The organism is Novosphingobium sp. BL-S-19, from assembly GCF_055521675.1.
In genome coordinates this window covers 1,028,489-1,054,049 of the sequence record NZ_CM145498.1, presented here as the reverse complement: position 1 = coordinate 1,054,049, position 25,561 = coordinate 1,028,489, and the positions used below count along the sequence as shown (strand labels likewise).

At 65.9% G+C, this 25,561-nt stretch carries 24 protein-coding genes and 1 tRNA gene; 17 read left to right on the top strand and 8 right to left on the bottom strand.

Translation table 11 applies throughout. The annotated features are described in order from the left end of the window. The first annotated feature begins 27 nt into the window (after positions 1-27). From ACZ1JV_RS13345 to ACZ1JV_RS13320, 6 genes are all read left to right on the top strand, one after another. Positions 28-651: an SCO family protein gene (locus ACZ1JV_RS13345; protein ID WP_465151925.1), complete on the top strand. Its 624-nt coding sequence runs from the start codon at positions 28-30 to the stop codon at positions 649-651. A gap of 19 nt (positions 652-670) precedes the next feature. After that, a complete protein-coding gene (locus ACZ1JV_RS13340) occupies positions 671-1,180 on the top strand; it encodes a YcgN family cysteine cluster protein (protein WP_465151924.1) in 510 nt (169 codons plus the stop codon). A 2-nt stretch (positions 1,181-1,182) separates the two neighbouring features. Beyond that, positions 1,183-1,908, top strand: coding sequence for a M48 family metallopeptidase (locus ACZ1JV_RS13335; protein WP_465151923.1), 726 nt, complete (start codon positions 1,183-1,185; stop codon positions 1,906-1,908). A gap of 186 nt (positions 1,909-2,094) precedes the next feature. Further along, on the top strand, positions 2,095-2,622 hold the full coding sequence (locus tag ACZ1JV_RS13330) for a hypothetical protein (RefSeq protein ID WP_465151922.1): 528 nt from the start codon (positions 2,095-2,097) through the stop codon (positions 2,620-2,622). After that, positions 2,619-3,590, top strand: coding sequence for a bifunctional diaminohydroxyphosphoribosylaminopyrimidine deaminase/5-amino-6-(5-phosphoribosylamino)uracil reductase RibD (gene ribD, locus ACZ1JV_RS13325; RefSeq protein WP_465151921.1), 972 nt, complete (start codon positions 2,619-2,621; stop codon positions 3,588-3,590). The genes ACZ1JV_RS13330 and ribD overlap by 4 nt, the downstream gene beginning before the upstream one ends. After that, the gene (locus ACZ1JV_RS13320) at positions 3,575-4,192 is read left to right on the top strand and encodes a riboflavin synthase (protein WP_465151920.1); all 618 of its coding nucleotides are present in this window, start codon (positions 3,575-3,577) and stop codon (positions 4,190-4,192) included. The genes ribD and ACZ1JV_RS13320 overlap by 16 nt, the downstream gene beginning before the upstream one ends. 281 nt (positions 4,193-4,473) lie before the next feature. Here the strand turns inward: ACZ1JV_RS13320 and ACZ1JV_RS13315 are convergent, their stop codons facing one another. From ACZ1JV_RS13315 to ACZ1JV_RS13305, 3 genes are all read right to left on the bottom strand, one after another. Next, positions 4,474-5,010, bottom strand: a complete 537-nt coding sequence (locus ACZ1JV_RS13315; protein WP_465151919.1) for a GNAT family N-acetyltransferase — start codon at positions 5,008-5,010, stop codon at positions 4,474-4,476. Further along, on the bottom strand, positions 5,010-6,188 hold the full coding sequence (locus ACZ1JV_RS13310; protein ID WP_465151918.1) for an amino acid aminotransferase: 1,179 nt from the start codon (positions 6,186-6,188) through the stop codon (positions 5,010-5,012). The genes ACZ1JV_RS13315 and ACZ1JV_RS13310 overlap by 1 nt, the downstream gene beginning before the upstream one ends. A gap of 358 nt (positions 6,189-6,546) precedes the next feature. Continuing rightward, the gene (locus tag ACZ1JV_RS13305; RefSeq protein ID WP_465137592.1) at positions 6,547-7,287 is read right to left on the bottom strand and encodes a DUF1134 domain-containing protein; all 741 of its coding nucleotides are present in this window, start codon (positions 7,285-7,287) and stop codon (positions 6,547-6,549) included. A 320-nt stretch (positions 7,288-7,607) separates the two neighbouring features. Between ACZ1JV_RS13305 and ACZ1JV_RS13300 the strand changes: the two genes are divergently transcribed. From ACZ1JV_RS13300 to ACZ1JV_RS13265, 8 genes are all read left to right on the top strand, one after another. After that, a tRNA-Ser gene (locus ACZ1JV_RS13300) sits at positions 7,608-7,699 on the top strand. A 209-nt stretch (positions 7,700-7,908) separates the two neighbouring features. Then, entirely contained in the window at positions 7,909-8,193 is a 285-nt protein-coding gene (locus ACZ1JV_RS13295; protein ID WP_465151917.1) for a hypothetical protein, read from the top strand. Next, positions 8,190-8,831: a hypothetical protein gene (locus ACZ1JV_RS13290; protein ID WP_465151916.1), complete on the top strand. Its 642-nt coding sequence runs from the start codon at positions 8,190-8,192 to the stop codon at positions 8,829-8,831. The genes ACZ1JV_RS13295 and ACZ1JV_RS13290 overlap by 4 nt, the downstream gene beginning before the upstream one ends. A gap of 115 nt (positions 8,832-8,946) precedes the next feature. After that, positions 8,947-9,684 (top strand): response regulator transcription factor, encoded by a 738-nt coding sequence (locus tag ACZ1JV_RS13285; protein WP_465152565.1) that lies wholly within the window; start codon positions 8,947-8,949, stop codon positions 9,682-9,684. Beyond that, positions 9,684-11,009 (top strand): ATP-binding protein, encoded by a 1,326-nt coding sequence (locus ACZ1JV_RS13280; protein ID WP_465151915.1) that lies wholly within the window; start codon positions 9,684-9,686, stop codon positions 11,007-11,009. The genes ACZ1JV_RS13285 and ACZ1JV_RS13280 overlap by 1 nt, the downstream gene beginning before the upstream one ends. Before the next feature lie 767 nt (positions 11,010-11,776). After that, entirely contained in the window at positions 11,777-12,466 is a 690-nt protein-coding gene (locus tag ACZ1JV_RS13275; protein ID WP_465151914.1) for a carbonic anhydrase, read from the top strand. After that, positions 12,463-13,995, top strand: a complete 1,533-nt coding sequence (locus ACZ1JV_RS13270; protein ID WP_465151913.1) for a SulP family inorganic anion transporter — start codon at positions 12,463-12,465, stop codon at positions 13,993-13,995. Before ACZ1JV_RS13275 ends, ACZ1JV_RS13270 begins: the two co-directional genes overlap by 4 nt. Before the next feature lie 291 nt (positions 13,996-14,286). Continuing rightward, positions 14,287-15,129: a TorF family putative porin gene (locus ACZ1JV_RS13265; RefSeq protein ID WP_465151912.1), complete on the top strand. Its 843-nt coding sequence runs from the start codon at positions 14,287-14,289 to the stop codon at positions 15,127-15,129. Here ACZ1JV_RS13265 and ACZ1JV_RS13260 read toward each other — a convergent pair. Then, on the bottom strand, positions 15,048-16,412 hold the full coding sequence (locus ACZ1JV_RS13260; protein WP_465151911.1) for a glycosyltransferase: 1,365 nt from the start codon (positions 16,410-16,412) through the stop codon (positions 15,048-15,050). The two genes, ACZ1JV_RS13265 and ACZ1JV_RS13260, sit on opposite strands and share 82 nt — an antisense overlap. 329 nt (positions 16,413-16,741) lie before the next feature. Between ACZ1JV_RS13260 and ACZ1JV_RS13255 the strand changes: the two genes are divergently transcribed. After that, positions 16,742-17,950 carry a glycosyltransferase family protein gene (locus tag ACZ1JV_RS13255; RefSeq protein WP_465151910.1) on the top strand — a complete coding sequence of 403 codons (1,209 nt, stop codon included), beginning with the start codon at positions 16,742-16,744 and terminating at the stop codon, positions 17,948-17,950. After that, complete coding sequence (locus tag ACZ1JV_RS13250; RefSeq protein WP_465151909.1) at positions 17,947-18,981, top strand: glycosyltransferase family 2 protein; 1,035 nt, start codon at positions 17,947-17,949, stop codon at positions 18,979-18,981. The genes ACZ1JV_RS13255 and ACZ1JV_RS13250 overlap by 4 nt, the downstream gene beginning before the upstream one ends. A 14-nt stretch (positions 18,982-18,995) precedes the next feature. Here the strand turns inward: ACZ1JV_RS13250 and ACZ1JV_RS13245 are convergent, their stop codons facing one another. The 3 genes from ACZ1JV_RS13245 to ACZ1JV_RS13235 all read right to left on the bottom strand — a co-directional run bounded on the left by ACZ1JV_RS13245 (position 18,996) and on the right by ACZ1JV_RS13235 (position 22,499). Beyond that, positions 18,996-20,591 (bottom strand): TolC family protein, encoded by a 1,596-nt coding sequence (locus ACZ1JV_RS13245; RefSeq protein WP_465151908.1) that lies wholly within the window; start codon positions 20,589-20,591, stop codon positions 18,996-18,998. 409 nt (positions 20,592-21,000) lie between these two features. Continuing rightward, positions 21,001-22,101 carry a cell wall hydrolase gene (locus ACZ1JV_RS13240; RefSeq protein ID WP_465151907.1) on the bottom strand — a complete coding sequence of 367 codons (1,101 nt, stop codon included), beginning with the start codon at positions 22,099-22,101 and terminating at the stop codon, positions 21,001-21,003. Then, the gene (locus tag ACZ1JV_RS13235; protein WP_465151906.1) at positions 22,080-22,499 is read right to left on the bottom strand and encodes a Rap1a/Tai family immunity protein; all 420 of its coding nucleotides are present in this window, start codon (positions 22,497-22,499) and stop codon (positions 22,080-22,082) included. The genes ACZ1JV_RS13240 and ACZ1JV_RS13235 overlap by 22 nt, the downstream gene beginning before the upstream one ends. Before the next feature lie 584 nt (positions 22,500-23,083). Between ACZ1JV_RS13235 and ACZ1JV_RS13230 the strand changes: the two genes are divergently transcribed. Beyond that, entirely contained in the window at positions 23,084-24,250 is a 1,167-nt protein-coding gene (locus tag ACZ1JV_RS13230; protein ID WP_465151905.1) for an outer membrane beta-barrel protein, read from the top strand. Here ACZ1JV_RS13230 and ACZ1JV_RS13225 read toward each other — a convergent pair. Next, positions 24,240-25,550 carry an O-antigen ligase family protein gene (locus tag ACZ1JV_RS13225; protein ID WP_465151904.1) on the bottom strand — a complete coding sequence of 437 codons (1,311 nt, stop codon included), beginning with the start codon at positions 25,548-25,550 and terminating at the stop codon, positions 24,240-24,242. The two genes, ACZ1JV_RS13230 and ACZ1JV_RS13225, sit on opposite strands and share 11 nt — an antisense overlap. Positions 25,551-25,561 lie beyond the last annotated feature (11 nt).

Genomic DNA, 25,561 nt, shown 5'->3' with positions numbered 1-25,561 from the left:
CCCTTGCACGCGCGGCTCTAGCAGAGCATGAAGCGCGGCGCCATGACCTACCTTGCCAAGTTCCGCCGCCCGTTTGCACTCGCCGCAATTGCGCTGGCCATCTCCATGCCGCTTGCCTCCTGCGGGAAGTCCGGCGGGGAAGCACCGCCACTGGAAGGGGCGGAGATCGGCGGGCCGTTCACGCTGGTGGACAAGGCCGGGAAGGCCCACACCTGGGATTCGTTCAAGGGCCAGTGGCGCATCGTCTACTTCGGCTACACCTTCTGCCCCGACGCCTGCCCGATGGACGTTCAGGCGATGATGCGCGGCTTCTCCCTGTTCGAGAAGGAGCACACCAAGGCGGCCGAAAAGGTGCAGCCGATCTTCATCACCATCGATCCCGCGCGCGACACGCCGGAAATCGTCGGCCAGTGGACCGCCGCCTTCGGCCCGCGCCTGCTGGGGCTGACCGGCAGCGCCGCGCAAGTGAAGCAGGCGGCCGATGCCTTCGCCGTCTATTACAAGAAGGGTGAGAACACGCCCGGCGGCTATCTGATGGACCACAGCCGCATTGCCTTCCTGATGGACCCGGATGGAGAGCCGATCGCGATGCTTCCGGTGGACAAGGGGCCGGAAGCCGTCGCCGCCGAACTCGCCAAATGGGTAAGCTGACGTTAGAATTGCCGACATCGTGACGAAGGAAAGGCCCTTCTGGGAGCGGCCGCTCCACACCCTGAACCGTACCGAGTGGGAAGCCCTCTGTGACGGCTGCGGACAGTGCTGCCTGCACAAGGTGGAAGATGCCGACACCGGCGAGATCTATCACACCAATGTCGCCTGCAAGCTGCTGAACCTGAAGACGGCGCAGTGCAGCGACTACCCCAACCGCCGCAAGTTCGTGCCCGATTGCCTGAAGCTGACACCGGCAACGGCGGGCAACCTTTCGTGGCTGCCGCCCAGCTGCGCCTATCGCCTGCGCGCGGACGGCGATCCGCTGCCCGAATGGCACTACCTCGTCTGCGGCGATCGCAATGCGGTGCATGAGGCAGGCATGTCCGTGGCGGGCAAGGCGATCAGCGAGACGGTGGCTGGCCCGCTCGAAAACCATATCGTCTGGCCCTATGGCGAGGACGAGATGGAAGACTGGGAGATCGAGGCCGAGGGGCCCGCGCCCTGGGCCAGCGAGCGGGAGAGCGAATAGGCGTGCTCGATTGGCTGCGCCGCGCTCCCGATGAAGACCCGGCGATAGAGATCGCCGGCAGGCAAGTGCCCATCCTGATCCGCCGCCTGTCCAACGCGCGGCGCATGACCATGCGGCTGGCGCCCGACGGCAGCGAGATCCGCATCTCTGTCCCGCGCTGGACAAGGACCGAGGATGCGGTTGCCTTCGCCCGCTCCAAGCAATCCTGGCTGGCAATCCAGATCGAGGCGCTGCCCGAGGCGAAGCCGCTGGCGGACGGCACCACGCTCTCTTTCCGGGGCGAAACCTTGGTGGTGCGCCACGATCCCTCCTATCCCCGCCGTCCGGTGCCCGACGATGGCGAACTGCTGCTGGGCGGGCCGGAATCCTCGCTACCCGCGCGGCTCAAGCGCTGGCTGGAGGCCGAGGCGCGCACTTTGCTGGCGGACGATCTGGAGCACTACTGCGCGGTGGCCGGGCAGGCGGTGCCGGGGCTCGGCCTGTCGAGCGCGAAACGCCGTTGGGGCTCCTGCGCGCCGGACGGGTCTATCCGCATCAACTGGCGGCTGATCATGGCCCCCGATTCGGTGCGCCGCTCGGTGGTGGCGCATGAGGTGGCGCACTTGGTGCACTTCGATCACTCGCCGGCGTTCCATGCCTTTCTGGCAAAAATCTTCGAGGGCAGCGTGCCTTCGGCCAATCGCTGGCTGAAAGAGAACGGTAGGTCACTCTATGTGCCGTTCGGGTAGCGTTCTGGGTAAATTTGTTTGATGCGCTCGTCACATCCGTGACGAGCTTGCGGCACCGGCCCACTCCCCACCCGACCACCCATCAGGATACACTCGTGGGTGGTCGGGTGGGGGAGTGGGCCGGTGCCGCTAAAATCCGCCCACGGCGGATTTTCAAATTGACCAATAACGCCTACATAGCGGCCCATGGGTCTATTAAAGCGCACCGGATACTGGAAAGACGTCAATCCCGTCGGCATGATCGCGGATTTCCGCGAGGTGTGGAAGCAGGCCGGGCACAACCGCTGGCGCATCGCCGCGGTTTCCGCCGCCTGTACTTTCGGCGTGTTCTTTCTGATGGTCCATCAGGAGGCCAAGGGCCCGCACCTGCCGCCCAAAGTGACGTGGATCACCGTGCTACCCGAACATCGCAGTGATGCGGAGATCATGGATTCCAACCTTGCCAACCAGAAGCGCAAGGAAGCCTGGGCCGCCGAACTCGCCCGCCGGGACAAGGACGTGCGCGAGATGTACAAGGTGATCGGTCGCTATTCCGGCATGGACGTGGACAAGATCGCCCGCGAGGCGGAGGCCGACGATGCCGCCCGCAAGGCCGCAGAGGCCAAGCGCATCGGCGCGCCGAAGTTGCCCGAAGGCGTGACGATGCCGAAGTACGACGATCAGCCGGCATCGCCCGGCACTTCGGCACAATCCCAGACCCAACAACAGCAGTGAGCGACGCCCGCTGGCTCGCGGCGGCGGCGGCGCTGGCCGCGCGGGCGCGCCCGATGAGCCGCCCCAATCCCGGCGTCGGTGCGATTCTGGTGAAGCAGGGCAAAGTCATCGCCCGCGGCTGGACCCAGCCCGGCGGCCGCCCCCATGCCGAAGCCGTGGCACTCGCCGCCGCCGGGGAGGCAGCACACGGCGCCACGCTCTACGTCACGCTGGAACCCTGCGCCCATCGGTCCGCGCGCGGGCCCGCCTGTGCCGACCTCGTCTGCGCCTCCGGCGTGGCGCGGGTGGTGATCGGCTGCATGGACCCCGATCTGCGCACCTCCGGCGAAGGCCTTGCCCGCATCCGCGCGGCCGGGATCGACGGGGAATACCTGCCCTCCCCCGTCTGCGACCGCAGCCTGTCCGGCTACCTCATTTCAAAGCGCCTCGGCCGGCCCGAAGTGACGCTGAAGCTGGCGCTCTCGCTCGACGGCTGCATGGCCATGGCGAATGGCGAGAGCCAATGGATCACCGGCGCTGAGGCCCGCGCCCACACCCACGCCATGCGCGCCCAGGCGGACGCCATCCTTGTCGGCGGTGGCACCTTGCGCGCCGACAACCCGCGCCTCGACGTGCGCCTGCCCGGCCTTGCCGAGCGCAGCCCCGAACGCTGGGTGCTGACCCACGGCGCCGCCCCCGAAGGCTGGCGCGCCCTGCCCTCGCCCGAGGCGATTTCCGCGATGGAAGGCGTGCAGTACCTCTTCGTCGAAGGCGGCGCGGTCACGGCCACCGCCTTTCTTGCCGCCGGACTGGTCGATCGCCTGCTGCTCTACCGCGCACCCATCCTCGTCGGCGGCCGCCCGGCTTTGGGCGACTACGGCCTTGCCCGCCTTGCCGATGCCCACAACCGCTGGCGCCTGACCGAGCGGCGCCAGCTTGGCAGCGACACACTCGAAGTCTACGAGAGCACCCTATGTTTACCGGAATAGTCACCGCCGTCGGCGAAATCCGCGAAGCGCGCCAGTCGGGCGACCTGCGCGCCGTCATCACTTGCCCCTGGGATCCCGCCGGGATCGCCATGGGCGCCTCGATCGCCTGCTCGGGCGTGTGCCTCACTGTCGTCGACAAGGGCGGCGCGGCGGGCGATGCGTGGTTCGCGGTCGACATTTCGGCCGAATCGGTCTCCCGCACCGTCAACGGCCGCTGGGCCGAGGGTACGCCGCTCAATCTGGAACAGGCATTGAAGCTGGGCGACGAACTGGGCGGGCACATCGTCACCGGCCATGTCGACGGCGTCGGTACCGTGGTCAGCATCACCCCGGAAGGCGATTCGCTGCGCTTCGTGATCGCCGCGCCGGCGGAACTGGCCCCCTACCTCGCCCCCAAGGGATCGATCACGGTGGACGGCGTCTCGCTGACCGTGAACGACGTGGCCGACCAGAGCGATGGCACCTGCCACTTCATGCTCAACATCATCCCCCACACCGCCGAAGTGACCACCATCGGCGCGCTCAAGGCCGGGTCCGGGGTGAATCTGGAGATCGACGTGCTGGCGCGGTATCTGCAGCGGATGCAGTCGCTGCGGGGTTGATTGGGTCGCGCAAAGGCGCGGAGGCGCAAAGGGGTCGCGTCAGGCCGCCCCGGGGCGCCCAAATCGCCACCCTTAAACCATCAAACTCGTCGCCCCCGCGAAGGCGGGGGCCCCGCTTCCTTCCGCCACGCCCTCCAAGAAAAAGCGGGATCCCCGCCTTCGCGAGGATGACGAAGTCTGTTGAATAACGGACAAAGTTAGGGAGATGAGCACTTCCGGGCCGATTACGCGCCCCCTTTGCGCCTTCGCGCCTTCGCGCCTTCGCGCCTTTGCGCGAATCCCTATTCCGTCACCAGAGGCCCCGTCGCGAAACTCTCGCGCGTAATCTCGAACAGCACATGCGGCACGATCACGCCGCACATCTCCCGCTGGAAGGTACGATCGGTCAACCGCCCGCCGATATGCCCCATGGCTTTGCGGGAAATCACATTATCCGCGCCAACCATGAAGACCACGCGATCGAAATGCGCGAGGGCGTGCGCCAGCATCAGGCGCTTCATCTCGGCATTGAAGCCGCCGCCCCAGTAAGCGCGGGCCAGGAAAGTCCAGCCGATCTCGATCTCGTCGCCCTCGGGCGGGCCATAGCGGCTGGAGCCGATCACGGCGCCGCTCTGCTTTTCGACTATGGCTAAAGCGCCGCCGCCTTCCAGCGCGTCGGCGAAAAACTGGCGGAACACAGGCTCCTGCCAGCGATCGTGGGCGGGATGAGCCGCCCAGATCTCGCGGTCCGAAGCGACCGCGTAGAGTTCTTCCCAATCGTCCGCACGAAGCGGGCGGAGGACCAGCCGGTCCCCTTCGAGGACCGGCTGACGATCCATCAGGCCGTCACGTCCGCAACGGCGGCGATGAACTTGTCGATGTTGCCCATCGTCAGGCCCGCCACGTTGATGCGGCCCGAACCGGCCATGTAGACGCCGTGCTTGGTGCGCATGGCAAGGACCTGGTCCTTGTTCAGCGGCACGATCGAGAACAGGCCGTTCTGGCCGCCCATCGGCGTCAGGTCGGCCGAACCGGCGGTACCGGCAGCAGCCAGCTTGGCGCGGACTTCGCGCATACGGTCGCGCATCTCATCCAGCTCGGCGAGCCAGTCGGCGGTTAGTGCTTCGTCTTCGAGGACGAGGCGGACAGCGGCGCCGCCGTGATCTGGCGGCTGCGACCAGTTGGCGCGGGCAAGGTTGTGGCCGTTCGACATGACCTTGGCGAGGTCGGCCGGATCGGCAACCATCGCGTAGAGCGCGCCGACGCGGTCACGATAGAGGCCGAAGTTCTTGTCGCACGAATAGCAGATCAGCGCTTCCGGCACGACAGCGAGCACGCGGCGCAGGCCATAGGCGTCTTCTTCCATGCCCTTGCCCAGGCCCTGGTAGGCGAGGTCGAGGATGGGCAGGATCTTCGAAGCGGCGATCAGGCCGGCGATCTCGTCCCACTCGGCGTTGCTGTAATCGATGCCGGTGGGGTTGTGGCAGCAGCCGTGCAGCAGGATGGCGTCGCCGTCCTGGGCATTGGCAATGGCGCCGCGCAGCGCGTCCATATCGGTGGTGCCGGAAGCGAGCGCGTGTTTGAATTCAACGACTTCAAGGCCGAGGTCGGCACAGATCTGGGCGTGGTTGGGCCAGCTGGGGACGCCGACGATGATGCGCTTGTAACCAGCGCGCTTCACCATGGCGAGCGCGAGGCGCAGCGAGCCGGTGCCGCCGGGGGTCTGCATGCCTTCGATGCGGCCGCCCATCGAGGGGTCGGCCTTGCCGAACACGTAGGGCATCAGCGCTTCGACGAAGCCCATGTCACCCTCGGGCCCGAGGTAGGCTTTCGAATCCTGCTCGGCGACGAGTTTGGCCTCTGCGGCCTTGATCGAGCGGAACACAGGCGTGTCGCCCTCACCGGTGCGGTACACGCCGACACCAAGGTCGATCTTGTCCGCGCGCGGATCGTCGTTGTGGAGCTTGATCAGCGCAAGAAGCGCGTCGGCGGGCTGTTGCTGAAGGTTCGTAAGCATGGCGGGCGGGCCTTACTCCGGCCTGCCCCGCCGCGCAACCGGGATTGACAGGGAATTACCGCAAGTGCCGCGCGGAGTGTTGCAACGGCCACAAAACCTATGGCTTGAAGCAATTTTCTTGGTGCAAGAGAGGGCTTTGCCCGCCCCTTCAAAGCGAGAAGGCAGGACACAAGTTAAACCGCTCCGCTATTCCCAGCCTACTCATTCGTCATCCCCGCAAAGGCGGGGATCCCGCTTTTCTTGCGGCACACGAGAGGTTGCAGAAGGAAGCGGGGCCCCCGCCTGCGCGGGGGCGACGATGGATTAATGCAGGCCGTATGTCTTACGAACACGTCCCTGAAACGGAACGCCTATATTCTTAGAACGGCAGCCAGTTCTGCTTGTGCGAGAACTTCATGTAGCCGATGTTCGCACCCAAACGCAGACCGGCGCCGGCACGAACCGGGATCAGAACCACGTTGCCGCGGCGCAGATAGCTGACGGTGAACCCGCCCACGAGATAGGCCTGCCCCTCACCCGCGCCGAAGCGATGGTAAAGGTCTTCGCTGTCATAGAGGTTGTACACCAGCACGAAGGCATTGCCCGCATTCGCGCCCGCATCGAAGCCCAGCGACGGGCCGGTCCAGTAGACCGGCTGTTCGCCCTCCACTTTGTGATAGAGCGTGCCCGAACCATAACGCAGGCCCACGGCGAAAGCGCCGCCCGCCTCTCGGCCGACGATATAGCCGTTGGGCTCGCCCTGCTTCTTGAGCAGATCCTGGATCAGCCCGGCCAGACCCTTGGCGCCCTTGCCGAACACGCCTTCGGCAGCACCGATCAGATCGTCCTGATGATAGGTATCCGAACTGCTGGCAGGCCCCGGCGCGGTGACAGGCGCGGCCGGCGCGGTACGCCCTTGATCCACCGGCATGCCGTTGCCCTGCGGTTCCACCGGCGTCTGTTCCGGCACCTGCTGCGTCTGCGAATAGGTGGTCGGCGGCGTGCCGATATCGGAATCGATCGCCGCGTCGGGATCGACCGTGGTCACTTGCGCCATGGCCGATCCGAGCGGCGCGGCGAGCCCCGCCACCATCATGGCGATCCCCACGGCGACGCGCATGCGGCGTCCTTCTGCTGGCGTTTTGACTGGCATTTCCCTCGCTCCCCTGAATATGCGAACCCGGCACGCAAGCACCGGGGGCGGCGCATTGCGGCAGCTCACAAGAGAATCCACCCCGCCTGACCCTGCAATGAACGGGCGGCAGGGCGAGTCCAAATCACGGCAGACCGAATCGGCGCACTGGCGCGCGGAAACAATCCGCCGCCGCAAACAGTCCACAGGCATTTGGCCAAGCATTTCGGGAAATGCGCAAATACGGCAAAAGCCCCCCTTGCCCGACCGAAATCCCCTCGTTATAGGGCGCCTCCTAGCCGCATCACGGAGACGTGGGTGAGTGGCTGAAACCAGCGGTTTGCTAAACCGTCGTACCCTTAAGGGGGTACCGAGGGTTCGAATCCCTCCGTCTCCGCCATGCGGCATTCGGTTTCAGCCTTTTCCCTTCATACAGACAGCGTAAGACAACCCCTCCCGGGGGAAGCGAAAAATCCCGCTCGCGCAAGTGTGTTGCTGAACTGTTTCTGATAGTTTCGCGCCAGCAATGCTTCGTTACAAACGGGTACGAAGCAAGACACGCGCCTCCCCCACATTCAGGCCCATCGCACGTCTTTGGAGACCTGAAAAGTGACCAAGTTCCCCGTTTTCGCCGCTATTGCCGCTCTCTCGCTCGCCCTGCCGGGCGCTGCGATTGCCAATGAGACCGTTGCCCATCTGAAGGGCAACCTTGCCGTTCCCGCCCCCAAGGCGAAGACCACCTCTTCGGCGCCCGCCGCCTGCCATCCGGAACCCAGCAAGGGCCGCGATTGCCGCCACCGCACTGCGCAGGCCAATGCCAAGGCCGAAGCGCTGGCCCAGACCGAGGCCGCCGCCGGTACCCAGACACTGGCCGCCAACGAGCGCGCCCGGTGATTTCGCTCCGCGCGGGCATAACCGGCATTCTGGGCGTGCCCGCGCTTTTCCTCGCGGGACAGGCCACCGCACGTGACGTCGTGACGCCGAATGCGCAGGACTTTGCCGCGCAGGCCGCGGTCATCGACGATCCCGCCCTGCCCCACGTGCTGGCCAGCACCCATCGGCCCGGCAAGCCCGGCCACGGCTGGGCGGCATCACGCTCGGTGGAAGTCGGCCCCGCCCATCTGCGCGCCCATGTCGACCGCGAAAGCGGCACGGTGCGCTGGCAGCTCTGGCAGGAAATGACGCACGCGGGCCTTGCCCGGTCGCTGACCGGGCTTGCCTTCGAAGTGGACGGCACGCCGGCCGAAGCCACGCTCGCCCATGTCGAGCGTCAGCCGGAACGCTGCCCCGCGCAGGACGCGCTGGTCACGGCCTGCACCACCCGCGTGCACTATGCCTTCGACGTGCCGACCGACGCCGTTGCGCGCATGGCCGAAAGCACCACTCCGGTGCCGCTGGCCTTCCGCGACAGCATCGGCCGCACGTTCCACGCCTCCATCCACCCGGCCGAGTTTGCCGGTCTCTCCTCCGTGGTAGAGACGCTGCAACCCCGGCCCGCCTTACTGGCAAATGGCGGGGAAGCGGTTCGCTGACCGTTTCCCACGCCGTTGGATTTGCCAATCGTCGCCCCTCCCCCTACAGTCATCAGACGACGAGATCATGACCCAGAGTGTCGCCCCGATTTACCGCCACCTCGACGAAGCACCCATGTCCACCCCCACGATCCTGCTAGTCGAGGACGACGGCCCGCTGCGGACCCTGACCGCTCGCGCGCTGCGGCAGACCGGCTTCAACGTCCTCACCGCCGCCACCGGCGCCGAAATGTGGGTCACGCTGCGCGAAGGCCCCGTCAGCCTTGTAGTGCTGGACGTCATGCTGCCCGGCACCAGCGGCTTTGACCTGTTCCGCCGCCTGCGCCGCGAAAGCGATGTCCCCGTGATCTTCGTCAGCGCCCGTGGCAGCGAAGAAGACCGCGTGCTGGGCCTTGAACTGGGCGCGGACGATTACCTTGCCAAGCCGTTCAGCACCCGCGAACTGGCGGCACGTGTCAGCGCCGTGCTGCGACGCGGCGGCAACAATACCGGTATGGACGCCCCGACCGCCGATGGCGTGGCCGACGGCCGCATGCCCGAAGCAATTTACTTCGATGGCTGGACGCTCTCCATGGCGCGGCGCGAATTGCGTTCGCCCACCGGCGCGATGGTCGACCTGACCGGCGCGGAGTTCGACCTGCTGGCCACTTTCCTGGCCTATCCGCAGCGCGTGCTGGGCCGTGAGCGTCTGATCGAACTCTCCCGCGCGCGTCTGGGCGACAGTTCGGACCGTAGCGTGGACGTGTTGGTCAGCCGCCTGCGCCGCAAGCTGCAGGCCGACGGCGCCGAACCGCCGATCGTCACCGTGCGCGGCGTCGGCTACATGTTCAAGGCCGAGGTCACGCGCGCCTGATGAATAAGCCCGGATCACGCCGTTTCGGGCGATTCGGGCTGGTCGAGCGCCTGATCGCGGTCCTGCTGCTGGTCGTCGCGGTCGATTTCATCGCCAATACCGTGCTGTTCGAGCGGGCCAGCTCGTTCGAACTGCACCGTGACGACGCGGAGCGTATTGCCGAAAACCTTGTCCTCGCCCGCCGCGCCATAGAGCGTGCGCCGGGCAGCGAGCGCGCCCATGTGACGCAAGCGCTCTCCACCAAGCGCTTCGTGCTGGAATGGTCGGCCCCGTCGCAGCGCCATCGCGGATCGCTGGGGCTGGCGAACTTGCGCGCGCAAGTCGTCGCCATCCAGCCCGAGCTGGCCCACGCAGACCTTGAACTGCATCTCGAAACCATTCCGGGGCGCGGCAATATCGGCGGATCGCTGCGGCTCAACGACGACAGCCTCGTCTCGTTCCGCACCCATGCCCGCGCCGCCTGGACGCTGACCGCCGGCCGCATGGCCAGCCTGCTGGTGCCGACGCTGCTGCTGATCTCGCTCGCCTGGCTGCTGCTGCGCGCCGCGCTCAATCCGCTGCGCTCACTGGTGCGCGCCACCCGCCATCTCGGCGCCGGACCGCCCAAGCTGGTGCCGGAGCACGGGCCTGAGGAAATGCGCGAGCTGATCCGGGCGATGAACGAGATGCAGGAGCGCATCCACCAATCCCTGCAGGACCGCACGCATACGATGCTGGCGATCGGGCATGACCTGAAGACCCCGCTCGCCCGTATGCGGCTGCGGCTGGACGACGGCGATGTCGATCCCGAAGTGCGCGAAGGACTGGACCACGATATCGAGGAGATGCGTCTGCTGCTCGATTCGATTCAGGCCTATGTCGATACCGGCGGCGCCAATATCCCGGCCGAGCGCATCGACCTTGCGGTCATGGCCGAAACGCTGGTCGACACCGCCGCCGATCGCGGCGCGGACGCGACCTATTCGGGCCTGCCCAGCCTTGAGATCATGGCCCGCCCGGTCTCGATTCGCCGCGCGCTGTCCAACCTGATCGAGAATGCGCTGCATTACGGCGGCAACGTCCGCGTCTCGCTGCGGCGCGACGGCGGAGCGGCCGAGATCACCGTAGAGGATGACGGCCCCGGCATTCCCGAGGACCGCATTCCCGACGCGCTGCAACCTTTCGTCCGCCTCGACACTGCCCGCGCCCGCGACACTGCCGGCATGGGCCTCGGCCTGCCGATCGTGCGCAAGGCGGTGCGGCTGGAAGGAGGCACGCTGGACTTGCGCAACCGCGCCGAAGGCGGGTTGAGAGCGACGATCAGGTTGCCGCTGGAGGCGGCTTAGCCCCGTGTAAGCGAAGCGCGATCACCAACTTCGCCAGAATGATTACTCAGCGTTCGTAATGGCCCCATGAACCGGCCAGTTGTCAGCGAGGTGTATCTGGCATAACGAACGGACTCGGAAAAACGAGCGATTCAGCCCTGTCCGCTTCCGCCACGGGATAAGACGCCCATACCCGCTCATCCCCATCAGGGTCCTTCCAAAAATAGATCACCCATAGCTCCCCGACTTTGGCGATGGGGTGCCAATCGTCGCAATCGGTCAACTCGTCATGAAAGCGAACAGTCTTCGCCGGATACGAACCCTTGCGATGTTTTTCGACCGTTGCAGTGGCGACCCACGGCCCGACTTCCCCGACAACATCCCCCGTATATGTTGCCTCAGTGACGCGAACGAGTACGACCGAAGAAACTGCGCCAGTTCGATAAGCGTTAGCCAAGCGTTCTTCCGGCTGCAACTTATAGCGACAAGCCCCAGCTGGTACGGCAAGCGCCGTCAGCCCACCCATGAGTATTATGGCTATAGGCCTGAACTTCATCCGCCCACGGTACGGTGCGCTCAAATAATTACAATGGTGTCGGCATTCGCAAGCCCGAGGTCCAAGCCGCCCTCCCCGCACGACGAACCCGCTCCTGCTGCACCGCAGCAACATTTCCTGACAAACGCGCACGATGGCCGAAAACGACCATCCATACCTTTCCTACAAGCTTCGCGCGCGTCTCCACCCCCTTCGATGCGCGCGGGGCGCCCTGTCTGGAAAGGTAACGAGAGTGAACGAGCTGATTGGCCGCGTCTTCCATTTCGAGAAGACCATTTTCCCCGCGAGCAGCGAGCTGTTCGGCAAGCTGACCACGCACGGTCAGGAGCCGAAGGCGCTGATGATCTCCTGCGCCGATTCGCGAATCGTGCCCGAGCAGATCATGCAGGCGCAGCCCGGTGACTTGTTCGTCTGCCGCAACGCCGGCAACATGGTCCCGCCCTATGCCACGCAGAATGGCGGCGTCACCTCGACGGTGGAATATGCCGTTGCGGCGCTGGGCGTGCGTGACATCATCATCAGCGGCCACTCGGGCTGCGGCGCGATGAAGGCGCTGAGCGATCCGACCGGCCTGGAAGCCATGCCGAACGTCGCCGCCTGGCTGAAGCACGGCGCCGCTGCCGAGCACATCGTGAGCACCTGCCACGGCCACCTCGACGGCGAAGAGCGCGCGCGCGCCATCAGCCTTGAGAACATCATTGCCCAGATCGCGCACCTGCGCACCCACCCCTCGGTCGCCGCTGCCATCGCCCGCGGCGAAATGACGCTGCACGGCTGGTTCGTGGACATCCACGCCGGTCAGGTCCTTGGCCTCGACGGTGACACCGGCCAGTTCGTGCCGCTGCGCGAAGGCAGCCCGCTGCCGGTCGCGCTGGCTGCCAAGACCCGCACCGCCACCGAATTCGCAGAGGCGGCAGAGTGAACTCCGCCGCCACCACGGAACGGAGTGGGCTTTTCGCCCACTTCGGCCGGGACTTCACCGCGTCCATCGTGGTGTTCCTGGTCGCGATGCCGCTCTGCATGGGCATCGCCATCGCCTCTGGCGTGCCGCCTGAAAAGGGCCTCGTCACCGGCATCATCGGCGGCCTTGTGGTCGGCCTTCTGGCCGGCTCGCCGCTTCAGGTCAGCGGCCCCGCCGCTGGCCTTGCCGTCATTGTCTTCGAATTCGTGCGTGAGCACGGCCTCGAAGCGCTCGGCCCCGTGCTGCTGCTGGCCGGCGTGTTGCAGATCGTTGCCGGCGTCCTGCGCTTGGGCGGCCTGTTCCGCGCGATCAGCCCGGCAGTGGTCCACGGCATGCTTGCCGGTATCGGCGCGCTGATCGTGATCGGCCAGTTTCACATCCTCTTCGACCAGAAGCCGATGTCGAGCGGGCTGGAAAACATCGCGATGATGCCTGCACGCGTCCTCGGCCTCGATCCCACCAACATCGCTTCCACCGAACTGGCCTTGATGCTCGGCCTGCTGACCATCGGCGTGATGATCGGCTGGGAAAAGCTGCGCCCGAAGAACCTCGGCCTCGTCCCCGGCGCGCTGTTGGGCGTGATGGCGGCAACGCTCGTTGCCTGGGGCCTTGGCCTCAACGTCGCACGCATCGCCGTGCCCGAATCGATCGGCGCCGCTTTCGCGCTGCCCACCAGCACCGCGTGGTTCGCCCCGCTCGCGCAGCCCGCGCTGATCGTGGCGGCCCTTGCCATCGCCTTCATCGCCAGCGCCGAAACGCTGCTTTCGGCCGCCGCGGTTGACCGGATGCACGATGGTGAGCGCACCAAGTATGACAAGGAACTGCGCGCACAGGGCATCGGCAACCTGCTCTGCGGCATTTTCGGCGCCCTGCCGATGACCGGCGTGATCGTCCGCAGCTCCGCCAACGTACAGGCCGGCGCGAAGACCCGTCTTTCGACGATTCTTCACGGCGTCTGGATCCTCGCCTTCGTCGCGCTGCTGCCCTGGCTGCTGCGCGAAGTGCCGATGGCGGCGCTGGGCGGCGTGCTGGTCGTCACCGGCTGGAAGCTCGTGAACCTCACCCACGTGCGTCACTTGTTCCACTCCTACGGCGCATTCCCCGCCGTGATCTGGGCCGTGACTTTCGTGCTGGTGGTGACGACCGACCTGCTCACCGGCGTTCTCGCGGGCCTTGCCCTGACGCTGGTGGAACTGCTGCCCCATGCCAAGAACCTGCGCCTGAAGGTGCAGGAGCATGACAGCGACGAGCAGACCCGCCTTGAACTGGGCGGCGGCGCGACGTTCCTGGGCCTTACCCGCCTGAACAACGTGCTGGAGAAGATGCCGCACCACAAGCCGGTCCACCTCGACCTGCATCAGGTGAAGGTGATGGACCACACGACGGCGGAAACCATCCGCGAATGGCTCGGCCGCCGTCGCCAGAGTGGACAGGCCGATACAGTGACCGGGCCCGAGGCCATCCTGCGGCCGCTGCCGATCGCGGCGTGATGCGCTGATGGCCTGACGGCCCGACCAGACAGACCGGTGGAGACCCTCACTCTCCACTACTCCTTACCGGGCGGCCTTTCCCATTCGGGCCGTCCGGTTTTTTTGCGCCCTCCGCACCCGTCTCACAGCCCGGCCATCAGCAATACTTTGTCACGAAACGGCAAGCCGCCGGACACCCCCCGCCGGTAAGCAGCAATTTCCGGCACGAAACGGGCCCGCCACGCATGCGCGGTCCGGCTGCCGGACGCAGGAAGGAACGCGACCAAATCGAAACATGAGGGCGTTCCGATTATGAATTACCGTCTTGCCACCGGCCTGCTGGGCCTGTTGGGCGCCGCTTGCGCCACCCCCGCTTTCGCGCAGGAAGAAGCACCCAAGGCGATCACCGTCTCGGGCAGCGCCGCGCTCGTCACCGATTACCGCTTCCGCGGCGTCTCGCAGACGGACAAGGAAATGGCCGTGCAGGCCGGCGCCACCGTCACCCATGAAAGCGGCATCTACGTCGGCACCTGGGGTTCGAACCTTTCGGGCTGGGGCACCTTCGGCGGTTCCAACATGGAACTGGACCTGATCGCCGGTTACTCGACCGAGGTGATGAGCGGCCTGAAGGTGGACGTGGGCCTCACCTGGTACATGTATCCGGGCGGCGCCAGCAAGACGGACTTCGCAGAGCCTTACGTGAAGCTTTCCGGCGATCTGGGCCCGGCCAGCGTGCTGGTGGGTGTGGCCTATGCGCCCAAGCAGGAAGCGCTGGGCAAAGTCTACGCCAGCGGGGCGGACTATGCGGACGGTATCGGCAACCCCGGCGCCAAGTCGGACAACTTCTACATGTGGGCAGACGCCAGCGCCGGCATTCCGGACACGCCGCTGACCGTGAAGGGCCACTTCGGCTATTCCAACGGCAACTCAGGCCTTGGCCCCAACGGCACCAGCGTGGCGCCCACGGGCGAGTATCTGGACTGGCTGATCGGCGCCGACCTGGCGCTGGGCCCGGTAACGCTGGGCGTGGCCTATGTCGATACCGACATCTCGAAGTCGGAAAGCGCGTACCTCTACCCCAACTTCTCCTCGACCAAGAACGGATCGTCGATCGCCGGATCGACCGTGTTGTTCTCGGCCACCGCGGCCTTCTGAGGCGCGGCTATCGGCGGGTGATCGGGGCTTCGCGCCCCGTCACTCTCCCCGCTGCTTCGCGCCAGCCATGCCGCGAAACCGGCATGGCACCTTTCCGCGCCGAAATGATCTACGACAACTTGCCGCGCCGCATCGGCTAACGCCTGCCGCGCCGCCGGATCGCCGTCCAGCGCGATCACTGCCGCGGCGAACTGTTCCGGCGTATCGGCCACGCGCACCGCGCCTGAACAGATCGCCTCCACCCCCTCCAGAGTCACCGGCGTGGCGACTATCGCCTTGCCCTGAGCCATCGCCTCCACCAGCTTGATCTTCAGCCCGGAACCGAAGGTAAGTGGCGAAATCACGACCGCAGCGCGCGCATAGAGCGGGCCAAGATCGTCCACCAGCCCCAAAAGGCGCACGCCTTCCGGCACAAGGCCCGTGACCCCGCGTGCCACCGTACCGGCGACATTCAACACCGCGCCCGGTCGTGCAGCCCTGACTTGCGGCCAGACATGCCGGCAGAACCATTCCAGCCCGACCACGTTCGGCGCGGTGTTGCTGCCCACGAACAACAAGTGCCCGCTTTCGCCGGGCGCTCCCACCGGTACCGGCCGCGCGGCCATTGGGGTCAGGATGGTTTCGATACCGGGCAGGTTGCGTCGCAGGAATTCCGCCTCGCTCGCCTGTATCGCCAGCACCGCCTCGGCACGCGCCAGCAGCGCAATTTCGACCTCCCTATCGACAATCGGTACGGAATCCGTCGTTCCGCCGGTTCGGGCGTGAAACAGGTCGTGCATAACGATTGCGGTAGGCACGCCGGGCACATCGCCGAAGCCTTCCGTGCAGAACATGTAGTCGGCAATGGCAAGGTGCGGCCCCGCGCCATTGCCCACCTTCCGGGCCGCGCCGCGCAGCCAGCGATGGTCGGCCATGGTCCATGGCTGGGCGATGGCATAGGGCATAGGCCGATCGGTGGTCCAGCCGGCATCGACTCCCAACATGCGCGCCAGCCGCCGCAACAGAGCCAGCGCGATCACCAGATAAACACCCGGCTGCAATACCGCGAAATGGCGTCCCACGCGCGCCAGCCCGCGGATGCGATGACTTTCGAACACCGCCATCTCCGGCCGCATCGACAGCACCGGCCAGCGCCCCGCCACACCGGGCGACGGCTGAAGCAGGTGCGGCACCATGCCCGCCTTGCGCACTGCCCGGGCCAGGTCCAGCAGATACGTGGAACTGCCGTTGGTCGCCCCGACAATGCGCTGGCGACTGATGAAAACGACATGCCTGTCCCTCATCGCTTTTCGCTGATCCTCCACGACACGAGCCGGAGATGCCCGCCACCATGCGCGCAATGTGCCCGGGATCGGCGGCATTGCGCTGGACAATGCCTCCGATCCGGAGGTTTTCGCGTCTTCCACCCTTCGCTATCCTTCCCACGCCAATCCGCCCTCTGAGCACGCACCGGCACTCCGATCCGCATGGATCGGTATCGCCCACGGCGATGCGCGGGTCCCATGCCTTGGCGCGACAGTCCCGGTTCCCCGCCACAACGGACTCAGTCGCCCGCACGCGGCATCCCGCGCCGCCTATCATCGCCCCACGAGAGCGATGGAGGCCGCCGACCATGAACAATCCCGCCTTGGCCGCACCCTGCCCCTTCACCGACATATCTCTTGCCGCGGCTATCGATGCGCCAGAGCCGGACGAGGTGCCACTGACCTACATCGTCCACGACCTTGGCGATGCAGCCGTCCGGCGCCGTATCGACCTGTTGCGTTCGGCCGGTGCGGCCGTTCGGCTGGCGGGCTTCCATCGGGTCCGAAAACCTCCCGCCGACGTGGAGGGGTTGGCGGCGGAGCCGCTAGGCCACACGCGCGACGGCGCCTTGCTGGCGCGATTGTGCAGCGTCCTGCGTCAATGGCTGACCCCGGCCCGATTGCGGCGGGTGACAACCGACGCGCATGTAATCGTTGCCCGCAATCTGGAAACGCTGGTGCTTGCGGCGCGGGTCAGGCGGCCGGATCAGCGGCTCGTCTACGAATGCCTGGACATTCACCGGTTGCTGCTGGGGCACGGCCCGGCTTCGCGTCTGCTGCGCAGCGTGGAGGGCTGGGCGATGCGCGGCGTCGATCTGGTAGTTGTCAGCGCACCGGCCTTCCGCGACCGCTATTTTCGCGAACGGCGTGGCTGGACGGGGGAGATCGCCCTCGTCGAAAACCTTGTCCCCTGCGGATTGCCCGCATCGGGCCGGACAGCCGAACCGACTGCCATACCGGCGGCGATGGGCCCGCCATGGCGAATCGGCTGGTTCGGGATGCTCCGCTGCCGCCGTTCGCTCGATTTGCTCCGCGCAATTGCGTCCGCCTGCCCCGGAACAGTGGAAGTGTTGATCGCCGGTCGCCCCTCCCCGGATATATTCCACGACTTCGCGGCCGAAATCGCGGGCGCGCCGGGGGTCTCCTTCCTTGGGGGCTACCGCGCGGAGGATCTGCCGGGCCTTTATGGGCAGGTCCATTTTGCATGGTCGATCGATTATTTCGAGGAGGGGCTAAATTCCGCCTGGCTTCTGCCGAACCGACTTTACGAAAGCCTCGCCCACGGTGCCGTGCCCATCGCGCTGGCGAACGTGGCCACGGGCGAATGGCTGGCCCGGCATGACGCGGGAGTCCTGACCAAGGCGCCGGAACGCGAACTGCCCGATTGGTTGGCCAGTCTCTCTGCAGAGGGCTTCGCCCGTCTGCGCGAGACGGCGGCACGGATCCCGCGCCAGGCCGTGGTCATGGATGACGCGCAGGCCCGCGCCATCGGCAAAACCGTTCTGGGGGTGGCATGATGGGTGTTCTGATCGTCATCCCGTGCCTCAACGAAGAAGATCATCTGCCTGCGCTGCTGGACACTCTTCTGCGCGAGAACCCGGGCGCCACGGTGATCGTCGCCGATGGCGGCAGCACCGATGCCAGCCGTGCGATCGTGGCCCGCCATGCTGCCACCCACACGAACCTTATCCTGCTGGACAATCCTGGACGTGTGCAAAGTGCAGGAATGAATCTGGCGGCCGCGCGCCATTCCGCCGGGCACCGATGGCTGGTGCGGATCGATGCGCATTGTATTTACCCCTCCGGCTACGTTGCCGGCCTGATCGATACCGCGCTGCGGCAGGGCGCCGCATCGGTCGTCGTGCCGATGGTCACACAGGGCAGCGGATGCTTCCAGAAGGCGGCGGCGGCGGCGCAGAATTCGGTGCTGGGCAACGGCGGTTCGGCGCATCGCAGGATCGGGGCGGGCCGTTTCGTCGATCATGGTCATCACGCCCTCGTCGACCTTGCACTGTTCCGGCAGATCGGCGGTTACGACGAGAGCTTTTCACACAATGAGGATGCCGAATTCGATTTGCGCCTTGCCGCGACAGGCGGACGGATCTGGCTGGAGCCCTCGCTGGCGCTGGGGTACTGGCCGCGCGGAACGCCTGTCGCGCTGTTCCGCCAATATCGCGGCTATGGCCGGGGACGGGCGATGACGCTGACACGCCACGCCGTGTCCATCAAACCGCGACAGGCCATCCCGATCGGTATTGCTCCGATCGTGCTGCTCGGCCTTGTCGGCCTGTGCCTTGCCCCGATCCTGCCGCTGGCGGCGATACTGGCGATCCCCATGGGGATCTGGGCCGCACTCTGCCTGGGCTACGGACTGACGCTGGGCCTCTTGCAGCGGTGTTTCTGTTCGGCTGGGGCCGGGTTGGCAGCCATGGTGATGCACCTTGCCTGGTCGATCGGCTTTCTCCGCCAACGGTTGATCGGCCCTCGCCCCGGCCAACCTCCGCGCGCGATCGAGGCATTGACCCAGCCCCGCCCCGTCAGTTCATGAACGCGCCATCGGATTTACGGCCCGGGCTGGGGGGGTAGGGGCATGGCGGGCCCCAGCGCCGTCTCCGCCGCGGCATCCCGCACGGCGCGCTCCCCCCGCAAATTGCCATTGGGGAAAGAATCCAGTCCGGCAAGGATCGGCGTTATCAGCGGAATATCCCCCTGATCGCGCACGCGCTCGAAATGAGCATCCGCATCGTAGGGCGCAATGTCCACGACCAGCCGTGGGCCTTCCAGCAATCCCGCCGCCGCCAGCAGGTTGGCGCGCGTGATCAGCTCATCGGCCTGGGTGACGTTGTAGCTGTTGCGCAATGTCAGCAGATCGCGCGCCAGGTCCAGTACGTCGAGAGTGTTGAGATCACCGGTCTTCTGCTGGATCAACGCCCCCTGATAGGCTTCTTCCGCCGCCGTGATCGCCAGACCGTACCTGACAAGTGCCGCGCGCAACGATGCCAGCTGATCCCAGGAGGAACCCACGGCCTCCCGCGTGTCACGATAGGCGGAATCGAGCAGACGCCAGTCCGCCTGATTGGCCTCCTGCGCGGCGCGGGTCCGTGCATGGCGCAGGCCGCTGTCGAACAGCGTCTGGCGCACCACCACCTGCCCAACGAACTCGCTGTACCGCAATTCATCGTTGTATGGCGACTGCGAGGCATAAGCGAACGTGCCCTGCAGCCCGACGCTTGGGCCATATTCCGCCTTTTCCGCCGTGGCCTGTGCCCGCGAAATCCGCTCCTTCGCGCGCGCCGCGCCGATTACGCCGCTGTTGACCTCTGCATAGGCATAGGCGTCTTCAAGCGAAGCGAAGCCGATCTCCAGCGCATCGGGTGCAGCCAGTTCGCCCGGCGGCGCCCCCACATATTGCAGGAACTGCTTTTGCGAGAGGCCAAGTTGCCCCTGCGCCTGCAGCAGCTGGGCACGCCCCAGCTCAAGCCGAGTGCGCGTCTGATCCAGTTCGGTCAACGTCAGATCGCGGACGCCAAAGCGGGCCCGATTTTCTTCCAGTTGCTGTTCCAGCAGCTGCAAATTCTCATGCGCGATCGTCACCGACTGGGTATCGCGCCGTACCGCCACGTAGGCGGAAACGACATTTCCCAGCACTTGCGCTTCCGTCAGCCGCAGGGCCTCGCGCCGGTACTGCGACGTTGCCAGCGCCGCCTCCTGCCCGGCGGCGAGACGGCCCGAGCTCCAGATCGGTTGCGACAGCACCAGATTCGCGCCGCTGGCCCATCCTTGCGCGCCCCTGAAGGGCCCGGACGCCGTCTCTTCACGCAACCGGGTGAAGGCATAGTTGGCGGAGGCGGACAACACCGGCCCGAAGGCGGAACGCGCCTGCGCAAAGCCATAATCCGCTGATCGCGCTTCCGCCCGTGCGGCAAGAAGCTGCGGGTTGGTTGCATAAGCCAACGCAACCGCCGCACGCAGCGTGGTGACTTGAGCGGGAATCTCCGGCTGCGCCGCGCCCCCATCGAGCCGGTAAAGGGGTGCGGGATAGAGGCCAGGCGATTGCGGCGCGGGAACAGCGATGGTCGTGGCGGCGGTGCCGGTGGCGCCGGCCGGCATAGCGGGATCGGCCGATCTCGCGCCCGATGCTTCCCCCGATGCTTTCATCGCTTCAACTATCGCGTCGGGGCGTACTGTTCGCACTGTCCCGAATGTCGCCCCGGAACGGATCGGGTTAGGCGAACTGGCCGATGCCTGCGTAGATGCCTCGGGCGATGGTCCATGCAGCGCGCATGGCGATGCCGTCGACAGGCAAGTGGCCACCCCCGCCGTGCAAACCCGCAGGATCGGCCTGATGGCCATGATCGTCACGCCGCTTCCCCCCAGAAAGTCTTTGCGCCCCGACACGGCCCGAGGACGTGAGGACACACGGAAAATAACTTTCACGTGTATATCCGGTCACCGGCTCGATTTCAGGGAACATGCTGAAACGGGCTCACGAATAGCCCGCCACTACGCGAAGACATCAAGCATCGACCAACTAACGGCAAGAAATGTTAGCTTCAAAATCGACCAATCAATTTGTCGATTCATAGACTATATTTGGCGCGGACGGCGCGCGACCGCCATCGATTCCCACGACCCAGCGCCCTACGTTCTTTCCGGACGGCGCCATCGAGGCGGAATTTCCGCCGCCGCGTGCTTCCCGCGATGCGTCGCCCGGCCGCGCACTTTGCCCAACGATCTCACCGGCCTGGTCCAGAACGGGGCGTGCACCACTGCCTGCATCGGCAAGCGGGGCAGGCAGGATCGCCGCATCGTCCATACCCGCCAGCGCGGCGGCCATTCCGAAGGCCTCATGCGGCTCCGCTTGCGCATAGCGCGACACGAAGGCGGCAGGACGCCCATAGCCTTCAGGCATCCGGTAAAATGCATGCTGGCCGATCACCGCGGTCTTGACCAGCATCGCGGACCAATAAGGGACGACATAGTCGGCATGGTAATGTGTCGACAGTCCGGCTTCGGGCACGACCCATCCGGCAAGCGCCCGTTGCGCCACGGCGCGCGCGCGCGCCCAGACGGCGGGAACCGGTGCCCTCGCCAACGAACCGTCGCAAGTGAACGTGAACTGGCACCCGGTGGCGCGCTCCGCCCCCTGGAACACGACGCCGCAGACCGTATGCGGATAGAGTGGATGGCGCACGCGATTGAGCACGACTTGTGCCACCGCGCGCTGCCCGTCGACGGGCTCATAGGCGGCCTCGTAATAGACCGCAGCAGTCAGGCAAGCGAGTGCGCGAGCATAACCGGGCGCATCGCCGGCCAGAATGAATGCCCGCGCGGGCGGATTGGGCAGTGTGGAAACCGGTCGCGCGGCGTTCAGCCCAAGCGCCTGCGACCGGGTCAATGCCTCGATCTGGGCGGGATCGGCCACGATCAGGCCTTCGGGATCGAGCGGTCGCACTGCTTGCAGAGCGCGCACGACCGGCTTGCCCTTTACCGGCGCATCCCCCGGCCAGAACCCGCCCGAAACCGTAAGCATCGCCCCTAACAGACCCAGCGCCAGCAGCAACGCCATCGCCAGTGCCGGCGCCAACTCCAGTCGGGCCCTACGGAATGCGCGTCCCACTGGCGGCGCCGCAGCATCAGCGATATTCAGCGATCCGACGTGGTACAAGGCCAAGCCTCCTTCATCGCCACCACCGCGACCGAGGAGGCCAGACCATCGCGATATTCCGGATGCGCCGCCACGAATGCCAGGAAGGCGTTACCAAGATCGCGCTGCTTGACGGCCTGCGGCGCGCAGAACTCGCGCTGGCCCAGCCATTGCTCATAAGCACGCATGGAATCATGCACACCGGCCAGAAAGGCCAGACAATAGGTGATCGAGAAGGCCGTCCCCTCGCGGCATTGGCGGGCCAGCTGATCGGCCGTCAGAAATCCGATCGACGCTGCATCATGCGAACCCGAGGTGGCATCCGCCGCCACAGCCGGTACCGCAAGCGCCTGCGCCCCGGCGCCGTTGCCCAGCAACAGGCCAATGACTCCAAGCGACAGGCCAAGGGCCCGGATCATACGGCCTCCGCATCGGACAGACGCCCGTGCGACGACATTTTCCCCCTGCGATCCGCCATTGCAGCCTCCGTTTCCATGGCGATGAGCCGCCTGGACCGTCGGGAACGCTTCCCGGGCAGCCCCCGCCTGTATCGGCAGGTCCGCCCCTTGCGACAACCGTATGACTCGTTCGAATCAGGGCATTCTTAGGCCGTTTCGGATCAATTGCCCGGCCCGGCCCGAGCCGGCGCCTGGATGCACGGGGCGTGCTTTTCCGTGCCGGACGACTGGCGCCGGGCCACCATTCCGGCAGCGCGAGCCAACCCGCAGCAAAGCCGATCCATGCAGAGATACGGAAAGGTGCGTTTCCGATCCTTCAACGGTAACCGCGCTTGGCGCCCATCCCTATGCAACACATCGGGAAGCCGCGCATCGCCGCCTGCAAGGGGCGATGCGCGGCCCGGAACGGGGATCTGGAACTTATGCGGCGACGGGGCTGGTTCAGCATATTTGCGTTTTTGGTTCCGGCCACCTCCGCATTCGGTCAATCCGCGTTCGGTCAATCCACCTCAGGCCATGCCGCAATCTTGCCGGAAGGCACCAGCGTGGCCGATCGCCTTCGTCCCGAATATGCACCGATCGGTGGGCGGATCGGCTCTTTCTTCGTCTACCCCGAATTCGGTTTGGCCACCGAAGCTACCGACAACGTACTGGCCACCGGTGAGGATCGGCGATCCGATCTTGCCGCATTGCTGACGTCGAAAGTCTCCCTGCGGTCCGGCTTTACCCGCCACGCGCTGGGCCTTTCGGCGCATTACGACCAGTCTCTCCACCTGCGGCAGACATCGGAAGACGTCTCGCGCTATGGCGCGCGGCTGGAGGGGCGATACGACATTGCCGCCGACAGCTGGATCGCCGGATCGGGCACCGCAGATCGAGAAGCGGAACCGCGTGCCAGCTTCAACAGCCCGACGGGCGCATCGGAGCCGTCCCGCTTCACGCGCGAAGGGGTAACGCTGAATGCGCAGCGAACCGCCGGTCGCCTTACACTGGGCGTGGGTGGATCGATCACGGCCCTGCGCTTCTCCTCGGTGGCTTATCCGGACGGGCAAAGCCTGTCGCAACGCTATCGCGACAGCAACGACTACGCCGGCAACCTTCTGATCGGCTACGAATTCCGGCCCGGCATACGTGCCATCGCGCGCGCGGCATTGGGGCGGATCGACTACACGCTGGCGGCCGGCGATCCGCGCCAGCCTACCCATCTTGACCGGGATTCCCGCGGCCTTCGCGTGGAAGGCGGGCTGCGCTTCGAACTGACCAGCCTGCTGACCGGAGAAGCGCGCATCGGCTATCTGCGGCGCAACTACAGATCCCCCCAGCTGCGCGACACTTCGGGCCTTTCCTTCGGTGCGGACCTGCTATGGAACCTCACCAGCCTGACATCGCTGCGCTTCAGCGCCGACAGGCGGGTGGACGAAGCCGCTTCAACCACGATTGCCGGCAACCGCATCACCGAGTTCAGCCTGGGCGCAGACCACGAATATCGCCGCAATCTGATCCTTTCCGCCGGAGCCCGTCACCTGACCATCGCGCCCCTCGGCCCCTCCCCTTCCAGCCGAGAGATCCGCGCGGAAGCGGGCGCACGCCTGCTGGTGAGCCGCCGCCTCTCTGTTCGGGTGGGTTATCGGTTCAGCGACAGAACCTCTTCCGAGGCAGAACACGTCTATCGCGAAAACCGCGTCACTATCGCCGCGCTGGTCACGCTCTGAATGGCATCCCATGGCGGTTGGTGCGGCGCCAACGGGAATCGGACGCGGAAATCGGCCCGGATGCCCCGCCACCGAACACGGCAAAGGCGATCAGCACGACCGCGATCGTGCCGTAGGCATAGAACGGCTGGAAAAACGTCTCTCCGAACGAGCGGATGACAAGGCTGGCCACCGATACTGCCAGAAATATGTCGGGCACCTCGCAAAAGCGGACAGCGCGATTGAGGGCGGCGATCAATCCCGTCGCCAGCGTTGCCGCCACGATCACCAGTCCGCCCAATCCCAGATCCAGCCAGGCCTCCAGATAAGTCTGGTGAAGGCTGAACGTGCGCGGATCCGCGATCCCCTGCGATCGCAAGAGACCGATGGAATCTGCCGATCCACTCATCCAGAATGCCTTGTAGCCATACCCTTGCAACGGCCGTTCAGCGATCTTCTGCCAGGCCACCGTCCAAAGATAGGCACGGCCGGTAAGCCCCTTGTCCTTGTTGAAAGTCTTGAGCGTTACCTCTTCGGCCCGCTCCGCCACCCGTCCCGCGACGGTACCACTCGCCACGGTGCCGAGCAGCAGTACCGCCATCAGAAAGGGGCGGATCTTTGCCGGACACGAATGCAGGGCCACCACGCCGATGCACAGCAAAGGCATCGCCAAAGTCAAAATCTTGATCGTGGCAGCCTGCGTGATCGCCACGATCCATCCGCCCAGCGGCAGGCCCAATGCGCCGGCCATGCGCCATAAGGCCGGCTGCCGCGGGTCCATCGCCACGGCAAGACCACAGAACACCAGGCATTGGCCTGCCGCGGCCATGGCATTCTTGCTTCCGGTAATGCCCACCAACACCGGCCCCGCCATCGAAGGACCGGTCTGCCCCGCGGCCAGCGATACCAGGCAAATCGCCAGCGACGCCGTGAACAATTGCCGGATGAAGCCGCGCAAATCGGTCGACAGCCAGACGGAAACGGCGCCCAGCACCGTGACCGCCAGTTGCGTGGAATAATAGAGCGTCACCATGGGCGTGCGGGACCAAGCCGTCGACGCCAGCGCGAAGCAGGGCAGAAGCAAAAGCCAGCCGAACGGCAGCAGCCGCCGATCGATGCGGTTTCTCAGCAACAGCAATATCGCCAGCGACGCACAGAGCGAAATCACCGGAACCGCCGGCCCCAACGCGCTGCCCATATGGGCGAAGAGGATGAGTGCCGCCAGAATGGAGGATATGGCCTTGGCCGCGACGCCTTCTTCAAGACTAACCTCGGTTGCAGGGACGGACTGGCCGCAGTCTGGGGTATCTGTTCCGCGCATCGTCATCCGGA